This is a genomic window from Pseudomonas sp. B19125, assembly GCF_044218855.1.
Lineage (GTDB): Bacteria > Pseudomonadota > Gammaproteobacteria > Pseudomonadales > Pseudomonadaceae > Aquipseudomonas > Aquipseudomonas edaphica.
In genome coordinates this window covers 4,110,115-4,122,605 of sequence record NZ_CP162589.1, presented here as the reverse complement: position 1 = coordinate 4,122,605, position 12,491 = coordinate 4,110,115, and the positions used below count along the sequence as shown (strand labels likewise).

The following is a 12,491-nucleotide window of genomic DNA, read 5'->3' as shown; positions in this document are numbered from 1 at the left end:
ATGGACTATGTGACGCAGATCATCGACCCGCCACCGTCGCGCACCCAGCTGTTGCTGGACGGCGTGCGCGCACTGCGCAAACCCAAGCTTGACGGGCCGCCGCCGCTGCCCACCGCGCGCCTGGTGCGCTCGGCGGTGGAGCTGAGCGCTGCTGGCATCGCCGGCTATGGCCGCGCCTGCGGTTTTCGCCGTGAGCAGGGCGTGCCGCTGTCCTATCCGCATGTGCTGGCGTTCCCACTGCATTTGATGCTGCTGACCCGGCCGAGCTTTCCGTACCCGGCCAGTGGCATGGTGCACCTGGCCAATCGCATTCGACAGCACCAGCGTTTGCGCGAAGGCCAGGCGCTGCGGCTGGAAGTGTACTGCGAGCGCTGGGTGGCGCACCCCAAGGGCCAGGCGCTGAGCATCGCCACCCGCGCCTTTGCGGCGGATACGTTGGTGTGGGAAAGCGACAGCCTGTACCTGCGCCGCGACGTCAAAGACCCGCTCGGCGAACCCTGGGACGACGCGCTGCCCTTGCAGGAAGACGGCCTGTTGCGCACCCAGCGCTGGATGCTGCCGGCCGACCTGGGGCGCCGGTTTGCCAAGGTCTCGGGGGATTTCAACCCGATTCACACCTCGGTGATCGGCGCCAGGATCTTCGGCTTTCGCCGCGCCATCGCCCATGGCATGTGGACCCTGGGCCGCGCACTGGCGGCGCAACAACCGCCGGGCGGGCTGGATCAGGCGCAAGCGCATTGCGACTTCAAGCTGCCGATCTTCCTGCCCGGCCAGGTCGCGCTATGGAGCCGCCCGGTGACCGGGCCGCGCCGTGAGTTTGAAGTGCGCAATGGTGCCGGTGATAAACCGCATATGCGTGGGCTATTCATTTGGAACGAGAGCCATCAATGAGTGACTACAGCTTCAACCCGGCCCCGACCCGCCGCGTGGCGATTATCGGCGGCAACCGTATCCCGTTTGCCCGTTCCAACACCGTGTATGCCCACGACAGCAATCAGGACCTGCTGGTGGCTGCCCTGCAAGGCCTGGTGGAGCGCTATCACCTGCACGGCCAGCGCCTGGGCGAGTTTGCTGCGGGCGCGGTGATCAAGCACTCGCGGGATTTCAACCTGGCGCGTGAGGCGTTGCTGTCCACCACGTTGTCGTCCGAAACGCCCGCTTACGATGTACAACAAGCCTGCGGCACTGGCCTGGAAGCGGCCTTGCTGGTCGCCAACAAGATCGCGCTCGGCCAGATCGAAGTGGGCATCGCCGGTGGCGCCGACACCACCTCCGATGCGCCCATCGGCATCAACGAATCGCTGCGCCACACCTTGCTGGCGGCCAATCGCGCCAAGGGCATGGGCGCCAAGTTGAAGACCCTGCTGAAGGTGCGCCCGTCGATGTTTTTCAAACCGCTGCTGCCGCGCAATGGCGAGCCGCGTACCGGTTTGTCCATGGGTGAACACTGCGAAGAAATGGCCAGGCGCTGGCAGATCAAACGGCTGGCCCAGGATGAGCTGACCCTCACCAGCCACCAGCGCCTGGATGCGGCCTATAAACGCGGTTTTTTCGATGACCTGATCTGCCCCTATCGCGGGCTGGCGCGTGACAACAACCTGCGTGCCGATGCCAGCCTGGAGAAACTCGCCGGCCTTTCGCCCGCCTATGATCGCCAGAACGGCACGCTGACGGCGGGTAACTCCACGCCGCTGACCGATGGCGCCTCAGTGGTCTTGCTGGCCAGCGAAGCCTGGGCTGCCGAACAGGGTTTGCCGGTGCTTGCTTACCTGCGTACCGGCGAAACCGCTGCGGTGAACTTTGTCGATGGCACCGAAGGCTTGTTGATGGCCCCGGCGTATGCCGTGCCACGCATGCTCAAGCGTGAGGGGCTGGGGTTTGCCGACTTTGACTTTTTTGAAATTCACGAAGCCTTTGCCGCCCAGGTGCTGTGCACGCTCAAGGCGTGGGAAGACCCCGAGTATTGCCGCGAGCGTCTAGGCTTGGAGGCGCCACTGGGCGCCATCGATCGCAGCAAGATGAACGTCAATGGCGGCTCCCTGGGCTGTGGCCATCCGTTTGCCGCCACCGGTGGCCGGCAACTGGCGGCGCTGGCCAAAACCATCCATGAGAACGGTGGTGGGCGCGGCCTGATTTCGATTTGTGCAGCAGGCGGGCTGGGCATCACCGCCATCGTCGAAAAATAGCCTGATCAAAAACAACAATAAGGAGACTGCCATGAACGCTGTAAGCCAGGAACACACCGAACGGGTCTGGTTGAACGCCTACTTGCCGGGCGTGCCGGCGGACATCGAGGCCGGTATCGAGGCCTACCCGTCGCTGCGCGAGGTGTTCCTGGAGCACCTGGAAAAATTCCGCGAGCGGGTCGCCTACGTCAGCATCGGCACCGAAATGACCTATGCCGACTGGCAGGTGCAAGGCCAGGCGTTTGCCGCGTGGCTACAGGGCCAAGGCGTGAAAAAGGGCGACCGGGTGGCGCTGATGATGCCCAACTGCCTGCAGTACCCGATCTGCCTGCTGGGCACGATCCTGGCCGGTGCGGTGGTGGTCAACGTCAACCCGTTGTACACCTCCCATGAACTCAAGCATTTGCTCAAGGACAGCGAAGCCGAAACCCTGGTGATTTTTGAAAACTTCGCCCACACCTTTGAAAAAGTCGCGCAGGGCAGCCGTGTCAAACGCGTGGTGGTGGCGGCCATTGGCGATCTGCTCGGCACCTTCAAGGGCGCGGCGATGAACTTCATCCTGCGTCGCGTGCAAAAACAGGTGCCAAAATTTCACCTGCCTGGCGCGGTGCGCTTCAACAACGTGTTGAAACAGGGACGGGCGCTGAACCATTTTCCGGTGGCGATGCACCTCGATGAGCTGGCGTTTTTGCAATACACCGGCGGCACCACGGGGGACGCCAAGGGCGTGATGCTCAGCCACCGCAATATCATCGCCAATTTGCTGCAAGCCAAGGCCTGGGTCGGGGATCAGTTGGACCAGGACAAGCAGGAAACCAACGTGACCTTGCTGCCGCTCTATCACATCTTTTCGCTGACGGTGAATTGCCTGATGTTCATGTGCCTGGGCGGGCGCAACATCCTGATTGCCAACCCACGGGATGTGAAACGGGTGCAGATGATCTTGCGCAAGGAGCGTTTCAACGGCATTGCCGGGGTCAACACCTTGTTTAACGGCTTGCTCGAAAACAAAGAGTTCTGTGCGCGGGATTTCTCTGACCTGCGCATGGTGATTGCTGGCGGCATGGCCACGCACACGGCGGTGGCCAAGCGCTGGAAGGAGGTCACTGGGTTGCCGATTATTGAAGGTTATGGGCTGACCGAGTGCTCGCCGGTGGTGAGCATCAGCCCGATCAACATTGCTCGCATGCGTGAGATGGAATTCACCGGCAGCATCGGTGTGCCGTTGCCGTCGACCTGGGTGCGGTTTATGCGTGAGGATGGGGAACTGGCGGACATTGGTGAGCAAGGTGAACTGCAAGTGCGTGGCCCGCAGGTGATGCAGGGGTACTGGAAGCGGCCCAAGGAAACGGCTGAAGTGCTGGATACCGAGGGCTGGTTGTCCACCGGGGACATTGGGGTGATGGATGAGCGTGGGTATATTCGTCTGGTGGATCGCAAGAAAGACATGATCCTGGTTTCGGGGTTTAACGTGTATCCCAATGAGATTGAAGACGTGGTGGCCCTGCATCCCGGTGTGGGGGAGGTGGCGGCGATTGGTGTGGAGGATCCGGTGACGGGGGAGAAGGTCAAGATCATCGTGGTGCGCAAGGACCCGAGCTTGACCCAGGAGCAGATTCTGGCCCATTGCCGGGAGTATCTTACGGGGTACAAGGTGCCCAAGTATGTGGAGTTTCGCAGTGTTGAGTTGCCCAAGACTACGGTGGGTAAGGTACTGCGGCGGGCGTTGCGTTGATCTGAGGGTTTGGGTGTTTTAAGTGTGGGAGCTGGGTTGCCTGCTGTGGTGGTTTTTCGGTGTACATATCCGTTGCTGCGGTAACGGCTGAGTAGGGTTCCGCTCTTACAGCGGGTCACTTTTGGCAAACGCCCCAAAAGTAACCAAAAGGTCTTCGCCCCACCACTCGGTGCCTCGCTTAGGCTCGGCATGCCCTCACTCCGGCTTGAATCCGTGGGCCGCCGCGATGGGCCATCCTTGGCCCAGCGCGGCTAACCCGGCGTCCTGCCGGGTTACCCACGGATTCAGGCCTGCGTTCGGCCATCGTGGTTAACGGGGCGCCTCAGATCAAAAGCAAGATCAAAAGCAGAGCACGGCGGCCTGAAAGCCGACCTGAGTGGTTAGATCAAAAGCGAAAGCGGATCCGCATACACCGAAGATCTGATTTTCTGTGGGAGCTGGCTTGCCTGCGATGCAGACACCTTGGTACATCAGGCACACCGAGTTGATGCTATCGCAGGCAAGCCAGCTCCCACAGTTGACCGAGTATGGCTCTGCTGTTGCTGTTGCTGTTGCTGTTGCTGTTGCTGTTGCTGTTGCTGTTGCTGTTGCTGTTGCTGTTGCTGTTGCTGTTGCTGTTGCTGTTGCTGTTGCTGTTGCTGTTGCTGTTGCTGTTGCTCCGGCCCTTACATCCTTTTCGATGACGAAGTCAGCGGTCTTTTGATCTGCGCTTTTGATCTTGATCTTGATCTGAAATCGCCCCGTCAAACACGATGGCCGGAATCTGACAGTGATTTGGGGGGTAAACCGGCAGGGATGCCGGTTTAGCCGCGCTGGGCCAAGGATGGCCCATCGCGGCGGCCCCCCAAATCACTGGCGGATTGCGGGCATGCCGAGCCACAGCGAGGCACCGAGTGTTGGGGCGAGGACTTTTTGCTTACTTTTTGCTGGGCCGGCATTCCGGTCCTTCAAAAAGTGAGCCGCCGTAAGGGCGGAACCCTAAGTGGCCGTTACCGCAGCAACGGATATGTACACAGCAGCGACGCCAGTCACCGAACCCGCCAACGGACCCACCGCAAGCTCAAGCATACACACTCGGATTAACCAGATTGTCCGGCCGCTCCCCAGCCAGCGCCATCAGCAAATTTTCCACCGCGCAAGCGGCCATCGCCTCCCGCGTCTCGTGGGTCGCCGAACCGATATGCGGTGTAGCCACCACATTGTTCAAACGCAACAACGGCGAGTCATGACTCAAGGGCTCGCGCTCAAACACATCCAACCCCGCCGCCCGAATCGTGCGTTGTTGCAGCGCCTCAACCAGCGCCGCCTCATCCACCACCTTGCCACGCGAGATATTGATAAAAATCGTCTCCGGCCCCATCAACGCAAACTCACGCGCGCCAATCAGCTTTTCGGTTTCAGCCGTGAGTGGCAAGGTCAGGCACACAAAGTCAGCCTGCTGCAACAACTCCGGCAAGCTACGAAACTGCGCCCCAAAGCGCTCCTCTACCCGCGGTTTTGGCGAATGACTGTGGTAAATCACCGGCATACCAAAACCGAAATGCCCACGCTGAGCCAGGGCTTCGCCGATGCGCCCCATGCCGATAATGCCCAGGGTCTTGCCATGCACATCGGTGCCAAAATGCGCCGGGCCGATGTTCTTGCTCCACTGCCCGGCACGCACCATATCGGCCAGCTCGACCACCCGGCGAGCGGTGGCCAGGATCAGCGCGAAGCCGGTATCCGCCGTGGTTTCGGTAAGCACATCCGGCGTATTGCTGAGCAGGATGCCGCGTTGGGTCAGGTAGTCGATGTCGTAGTTGTCGACGCCCACCGACACACTGGCCACCGCTTCGAGCTTGGGCGCCAGGTCGAGCAGCCTGGCATCCAGGCGCAGGCTGGCACCCAACAAACCATGGGCACCAGGCAAGGCGTCACGCAGCCGGGCGAGGCCGGGTTCGTCGAGGGCGTCAATCAGGGTCACGTCGACGTGTTCGTGCAGGCGGGCCATCAATGGCGCGGAGAGTTTTTTGTACAGGACCACAGACTTTTTCATGAGGTTTTTACCTTCAACTCCAGGGTTGGCACCGGCACGCGATCACTGGCGCCGGGCTTGAGGAAAATCGTCAGCACCACGGCAAACATCAGCGCCCCGCTCATCAGCAAGTACGAGGCGCCGGGTGAGCCGGTGCTGCTATTGAGGTAACCGACCAGGTACGAACCGCCGAACGAACCGAGCGCGCCCATGCTGTTGATCAGCGCCATGGCGCCGCCAGCGACGTTGGCCGGGAGGATTTCCGGGACGATGGCAAAGAACGGACCATAGGGCGCATACATGCAGGCCCCGGCGATGACCAGCAGGGTGTAGGACCACCAGAAGTGCTCAGCGCCGAGCGCGTAGGACGCGTAAAACGCAATAGACGCGATCAGCAGCGGCGGCCACACAAAACGTTTACGTTTTTGCAGCTTGTCCGAGCCCCACGACACCGCCAGCATGCCGATCACCGCTGCCAGGTAGGGAAGAGCCGACAGCCAACCGGCTTCGACCATGTCCATCTGCAAGCCGGCCTTGAGGATCGACGGCAGCCACAACACGAAGCCATACACGCCGATGCTCCAGCAAAAAAACTGCAGCGCCAGGATGATCACCTTGGGCGAACGAAAGGCTTCGGCGTAGTTCTTCACCGCCTTGATCCCGACCTGTTCGGCGGCCAGGGCGCTTTGCAGGTCTTGTTTATGCTGCTTGCTCAGCCACTTGGCGTCGGCGGGTTTTTCATCCGCCAGCTTCCACCAGATAAACGCCCAGATCACCGCCGGCAGGCCTTCGATGATAAACATCCAGCGCCAGCTGAAGTGCTGCACCAGATAGCCCGAGACCACCGACATCCACATCATGGTGACCGGGTTGCCGAGGATCAGGAAGGTGTTGGCCCGTGAGCGTTCGGCTCGGGTAAACCAGTGGCACAGGTACACCAGCATCGCCGGCATCACCGCGGCTTCAACCACGCCGAGCATGAAGCGAATGGCGATCAGCATATAAGCGTTGGAGACCACGCCGGTCAGTGTGGCCAGGCTGCCCCACAGAATCAGGCTGACGAAAATCAGCTTTTTAACGCTGCGTTTTTGCGCGTAGATCGCACCTGGCACCTGGAAGAAAAAGTAGCCAAGAAAAAACAGCGCGCCCAGCAACGACGACATGCCGGGGGTGATCATCAGGTCTTCGGCCATGCCGGAGGCAGCGGCGAAGCCGTAGTTGGCACGATCCAGGTATGCCAGGCTGTAGGTGATGAACACGATAGGCATGATGTACCACCAGCGGCGGGTGGCGAGTTTCACAGTTTCCATGGGGTTGCTCCTGAGCTTGTTGTAGTTGTGGCAACAGGGAGTGGGTCATGCAACAGATCGGCTGGGTAATTCAGAGCGGGTGGGCAAACCTTCCATATCACCCCGGCTTTGCACGGCGCGGCTGCCGATCCAGTTGCCGCGCTGTACCGCCTCGGGGAAGCTCAGGTTTTCGAGCAGGGCGCTGATCATGCCGACGGCAAAACCATCACCGGCACCCACGGTATCCACGACGGTTTCCACCGGCACGGCGGCAATAAAGCCTTGGTCCATGTGGGTGCGGTAGTAGGCGCCGTCCGCGCCCAGCTTGATTGCCACGGCTTCGGCGCCCTGGTCGAGGTAGAACGCGGCGATGTCGGCCGGGTCGTCAAAGCCGGTGAGCAGGCGGCCTTCGCCCAGGCCCGGCAACACCCAATCGGCCAGGGCGGCGAGGGCGTTGATTTCGCCGACCATCTGCGCTTGGCTGGCCCATAACGACGGGCGCAGGTTCGGGTCGAACGACACGCTGCGCCCGGCCTTGCGCATCTGCGTCATCAGTTCCACGGACAGCTCGCGGGTGGCCGCGGACAAGGCGGGCGGGATGCCGGTGGCGTGCAGGTGACGCGCTTGCAGCAAGGCGGGGCTGATCGCGGCAATCGACAAGTGGCTGGCCGCCGAGCCTTTACGGAAGTACTCCACCTGCGGGTCGGCGCCGGCTTCTTCGCGGGACTTGAATTGAAAGCCGGTCGGGTGCAGCGGGTCGACCGCCACATGCCGACAATCCAGGCCTTCGTTCTTCAGCGTGTCGACCACAAAGCGCCCCAGGGAATCGTCGCCGACACGGCTTAGCCACGTCACATTGAAACCCAGGCGCGACAGGCCGATGGCGACATTGCTGTCGGCCCCGGCAATGCGCTTGTGAAACTGCGCCACCTGGGCCAGGTCGCCGGTCTGTTCGGCGACAAACATCGCCATGGTTTCACCAAACGAAAGGATATCGATCTCAGACATGGGCATTCTCCGCGCGGGGCTGGCCAAGGAGGGCGAGGGCGGCGACCTGCTGTGCGGTGACTGCAACCAGGTCATCGCCTTGCAACGGGAATTCCACGGCCCGGGTAATACCTTGAGTCATATGTTTGAGCAGTTGTTCCCACAGATGCAGGTCGGTAGCGCCGGGCGGCAAGGCCACCAGCTTGCCGTCCGGGCGACGCGCCACGGCCTTGCAGTGCAGGTAATCCACATGGCGGCCCAACAGCCGCGCGGCAGTGAGCGCGGATTGGTCCTGCCACTGCCAGTTGCCGATGTCGAAGGTCATTTTCACCGGCAAGCCCAGGCGTTCCACCTCAGTGAAGAAGCGTTGCATCGGCTCGATGCGCCCACCGTGCAGGGTCTGGTCGTTCTCCACCAGGAGTTTGACTGGGTGGCGGTTGAGCAGGGCGTGCAGGCTTTGCAGGTCGTTGGTGTCGGTGAAATAACCGAGGGAAACCTTCAGCCAGCGCGAGCCAAAGGCTTGGGCGCGGTCCAGGGTTGCACTGAGTTCAGCGTTGGGCTGGGCGCGCCCGGCGATCCAAAGTTCTAGGGGCGATGAGTACACCGATTCCAGGCCGTTTTCGGCAGCGGCCTGGGCGAGGTCGGTGGGTTGTTCGGTGGTCAGCAGTTCTTCGCGCCACTCGATGCGCTGGGCGCCGGCGGCACTGAGCAGTTCGACAAAACTCAATTGGCCAAGCGTGCGTACCAGGTCGGCACCGTAGCTGGATAGGCTGATGGAAACGGGGTATTTATGCATTGTTATGTACCTCTGAAACCGGTTTCATTTTTATACGAAAAACCAATGTGGGAGCTGGCTTGCCTGCGATGGCGGTGTGTCAGGCGACTACGGCTTCGCCTGACAGACCGCCATCGCAGGCAAGCCAGCTCCCACAAGGGATTGGGTGGAGCCACGGACGATCAGTTCGGGCAAAAAATCCAGGGTACGCGGTGGTGCGTCATCGCCGCGCAAGCGTTTAAGCAGGCAGTCAAAGGCGCTGGCGCCAATCGCGTCGGTGGGTTGGGCGAGGGCGGTGATGCCGTTGCCCACTAGCGGGTACCAGTCGAGGTCATCCAGGGCGATCAGGCCAACATCATCAAACAGCGTGCAGCCCAGCGTTTTGAGTGCGTGGGTGCAGGCCAGCGCAGCCACACCATTGGCGCAGAACAACGCCTTGGGACCTGGCTTGGCAAGAAAGCTGTGCAGGCGGTTTTCCAGCGTGCCATCGAGTTCCAGCACGGCGCCGGTCAACCCTGGGCGTGCCGCAATCTCGGCATTGAAACTCGCCTGACGCTCCAGGCGTGAACTGGTGCCATCGGCCTTTTCGCTCACCAGCAACAGGTCGCGATAACCCTGCTGTGCCAGGTGCTGCACGGCAACACGCACCGCCGCAGGGTTATCCAGGCCGACCATATCGCTGTGCAACGGCTCGACCTTGCGGTCCACCAGCACCAGGGGCATTTCGCGCTGCAACTCCAGCAGTTGGTCAAGGTGGTGGCCAAGGGTGTTCACGATCAACCCTTCGATGTTGTACGAACGCAGCGCCGCAAGGTGCTGGCGCTCTTGCTCGTCATCGCGGTCGGTGTTGCACACCACCAGGCTGTAGCCATGCTGGCGGCAGGCGGTTTCGACGCCGTGCATCACGGCAATGGAGTAGGGGTTGCGGATATCGGCCACCAGCATGCCGATCAGGCGCGTGCGGCCGCGTTTCAAACCGCGCGCCATCTGGTTGGGGCGGTAACCGAGTTCGCTGATCGCCTGTTCGATGCGCAAGGCAATGGCGTCGGAGAGCAGGGCGCGGTCCTCGCCGATAAAGCGCGACACGCTGGCTTTGGACACGCCGGCGCGTTCGGCGACGTCGAGCATGGTCACGCGGCTGCGCTGGGCGGCGGAAAAAGGAGTCACGGTGGCAGGCCTTTCTTATTGGAGGTGGTGACGTTCTGAAACCGGTTTCAGGAGACCTCATTCACGAAACAACGTCAAGTGTCATTCAGCGCGCGGCAAGCGCTCATTCGCGCGTGCAACCGACGAATGGCGGTAAGACCTGTTAGTTCTGACAGTATCGGGAAGTTACTAACGGGTATTCAATCAACGTCACAGCCTTCAATAAAAACCAGTGACCGGCGTAATGTTGCTGTTACGGAGAATGATATGAGCCCCCCCCCAACTAATAGCAATGTTCAAACCAATAGCGCCACAGGTTTGCCCGACGGCACAGTTGTGACCGCCGTGCCTCAAGCCCCCTTGCCAATCGTTGAGGGACGATTGGCAAGTGGTGTGATTCCAAAACGCTTATTGGATGATGATCTTCTCGTATGGATACCCGGCCCATGGATTGAACTGACCAAGCCGGGGGCCGTTGATTATATTGTTCATGTTTTGCATCAGGAGGGATTAGCGCTGCCTGTTTACGTTGAACCGATACCGGTCGTGGGAGAGTTGTTTCCCGGCGACTTTCCACTGCCGACGTATATTCCTAGCAGTTTGCTGATGAATGACGGTGTCTTCAATCTTTCTTATCGCATACACATTGACCAGCCCGACGCACCGGTGGCCAATTTCTCGCCCCCAGTCAGGATTATTATCGACCGCAGTGCGCCGGGTAAAGGCGAGGTGCTTAAGGCGCCGGTGTTTTCAAGTGCAGTTATTACTAATCCTGATCTGGATAATAATTTGACACTGGATGTCGTGGTGCCGGGCGATTATAAGGTTCGCGCCACGCTTGACGAAATATTTCTGTGGTTTATGAGCAGCAATTCAAATCCGACTGGCTTACCGATTCACGTTGAAAAAATAGTTGCTATTGCAGGCGCAATTATTTTGAAGGTGCTGGTGTCGGAATTTCGCAAGTTTTCAGGTGCGCAAGAATTGTTTGCGGTGTACCGGGTCAAGGATGAGGGGGGTAACATCAGTCAACTTTCCACGCCCGGAAGTGTCTTGCTGAGTCTAACGCCACTGCCCGGCAATTTGCCCGTGCCTACGGTGCCTGCGTTTGATTTTGATCAACTCATCAAACGTGACGATGCGCGTAATATCGTCTCGTTTGGCATCAGCAGCTACACCAATTTTATACCTGGGGATCTCTGTATCCCTGAATTGGCGGGTGTTAAACTTCCGCCGATACCTGTCACTTCATTTCCGTTTACCGGAACCTTGACCTGGCAGCAGCTGATTGCCAACGGCTCCGACCTGCAGCGAAAGGACAAGGTGCCGTTTCGCTATTACATTAGACGTGCTTCCGACACGGTGGGCCCTGGGACGCTGTCTCCGCTGAAATTGCTCAATATGGATTTCACGGTATTCGGCCGCGATCACAATCAGGCGCCAGCGTTACTTAACCCACTGTTGGACTTGGCCAATCTCTATGGCGCGGTGTCCAATACAGCCAATAAACTGGACAGTCGCGACAGTATCGACGCTGTCAGAGTGGAAGCGCGCCTGTCCGGTAACCCGCAAGTCGGTGACATGCTGTTGCTGTACTGGCCGGGGCAGGCAGCGCCGGTGGCAACCTATACCGTCAAGTTGGGTGACACCGCTGGCGCCCTTATCGTTTTTGACAATCGCATTAGCTGGTCGATCATACAGGGCGGTGGTAATACGACTGCCCCCGTGTATTACGTGAGCACCAACGGCGTTAACGAGCAACAATCGGGTAATCAAAGTGTTGTCGTAACCATCACGCCGCCTATAAGTTTTCCAAAACCCACGTTCCCTCAAAATATAAATCATCCTAATAAAATTATTAGTTGCACACCTGGCTTTGGCCCCGACGGCAAATCGATCCCGCTTCCCTGGGAGGTATTTCAGATTCAGGTGACGCCCGGAGTCGGTATAGCCCCAGGGGATGTGTGTACGCTGTCGTTCCAGGGGTACGCTAATTACCCGGATCGCAACCCGATAGCGTCGACAGCTCTTATCCTGAGTCATACGTGGGGCGTCAATCAAATGTCCCATACTTTTGAAATTACAGATTATCAAAACATAATCAAACCGCTGAGGGACTATGCCGGCGCCTCTGCGAAATATAGTGTTTTTCGAAACCACGGATTAAAAGGCGTATCGAAAGTCGGGTATGTGCAAGTTGACCTTAAATATCCGACTGGGAAGTATTGTGGGCCGGCCTAGCGTTGCATAAACCCATTCATGAAGATCGAAGTGTAGGTGGCAGTGAGGTAAGTGGCGTGAGGGCTTCAGTATCCAGAGGTCCCTGGTCGTTTGGTTTTATTCGGTAAAAATATAATTG

General features: G+C 59.5%; 10 protein-coding genes. 5 read left to right on the top strand and 5 right to left on the bottom strand.

What is annotated here, in order from left to right; translation table 11 throughout:
- The 4 genes from AB4P96_RS18570 (at position 1) to AB4P96_RS18555 (ending at position 4,604) form a co-directional block, all read left to right on the top strand.
- Entirely contained in the window at positions 1 to 891 is an 891-nt protein-coding gene (locus tag AB4P96_RS18570) for a MaoC/PaaZ C-terminal domain-containing protein (protein WP_395599914.1), read from the top strand.
- A complete protein-coding gene (locus tag AB4P96_RS18565; RefSeq protein ID WP_395599913.1) occupies positions 888 to 2,186 on the top strand; it encodes an acetyl-CoA C-acetyltransferase in 1,299 nt (432 codons plus the stop codon). Before AB4P96_RS18570 ends, AB4P96_RS18565 begins: the two co-directional genes overlap by 4 nt.
- Positions 2,187 to 2,217: 31 nt before the next feature.
- Positions 2,218 to 3,921 carry an AMP-binding protein gene (locus AB4P96_RS18560; RefSeq protein WP_099547839.1) on the top strand — a complete coding sequence of 568 codons (1,704 nt, stop codon included), beginning with the start codon at positions 2,218 to 2,220 and terminating at the stop codon, positions 3,919 to 3,921.
- Between the two features lie 527 nt (positions 3,922 to 4,448).
- Positions 4,449 to 4,604: a hypothetical protein gene (locus AB4P96_RS18555; RefSeq protein WP_395599912.1), complete on the top strand. Its 156-nt coding sequence runs from the start codon at positions 4,449 to 4,451 to the stop codon at positions 4,602 to 4,604.
- A 377-nt stretch (positions 4,605 to 4,981) separates the two neighbouring features.
- Here AB4P96_RS18555 and AB4P96_RS18550 read toward each other — a convergent pair whose 3' ends face one another.
- The 5 genes from AB4P96_RS18550 to AB4P96_RS18530 all read right to left on the bottom strand — a co-directional run bounded on the left by AB4P96_RS18550 (position 4,982) and on the right by AB4P96_RS18530 (position 10,153).
- Positions 4,982 to 5,956 carry an NAD(P)-dependent oxidoreductase gene (locus AB4P96_RS18550; RefSeq protein WP_176992310.1) on the bottom strand — a complete coding sequence of 325 codons (975 nt, stop codon included), beginning with the start codon at positions 5,954 to 5,956 and terminating at the stop codon, positions 4,982 to 4,984.
- Positions 5,953 to 7,245, bottom strand: a complete 1,293-nt coding sequence (locus AB4P96_RS18545; protein ID WP_176992309.1) for an MFS transporter — start codon at positions 7,243 to 7,245, stop codon at positions 5,953 to 5,955. The genes AB4P96_RS18550 and AB4P96_RS18545 overlap by 4 nt, the downstream gene beginning before the upstream one ends.
- 45 nt (positions 7,246 to 7,290) lie before the next feature.
- Positions 7,291 to 8,232 (bottom strand): sugar kinase, encoded by a 942-nt coding sequence (locus AB4P96_RS18540; RefSeq protein WP_170038457.1) that lies wholly within the window; start codon positions 8,230 to 8,232, stop codon positions 7,291 to 7,293.
- Positions 8,225 to 9,007, bottom strand: coding sequence for a sugar phosphate isomerase/epimerase (locus AB4P96_RS18535; protein ID WP_176992308.1), 783 nt, complete (start codon positions 9,005 to 9,007; stop codon positions 8,225 to 8,227). Before AB4P96_RS18535 ends, AB4P96_RS18540 begins: the two co-directional genes overlap by 8 nt.
- A gap of 87 nt (positions 9,008 to 9,094) precedes the next feature.
- Positions 9,095 to 10,153 carry a LacI family DNA-binding transcriptional regulator gene (locus tag AB4P96_RS18530; RefSeq protein ID WP_170038455.1) on the bottom strand — a complete coding sequence of 353 codons (1,059 nt, stop codon included), beginning with the start codon at positions 10,151 to 10,153 and terminating at the stop codon, positions 9,095 to 9,097.
- A gap of 246 nt (positions 10,154 to 10,399) precedes the next feature.
- On the opposite strand from AB4P96_RS18530, the gene AB4P96_RS18525 reads away from it, so the two are divergent.
- The gene (locus AB4P96_RS18525) at positions 10,400 to 12,373 is read left to right on the top strand and encodes a hypothetical protein (protein WP_099548231.1); all 1,974 of its coding nucleotides are present in this window, start codon (positions 10,400 to 10,402) and stop codon (positions 12,371 to 12,373) included.
- Positions 12,374 to 12,491: the final 118 nt, after the last annotated feature.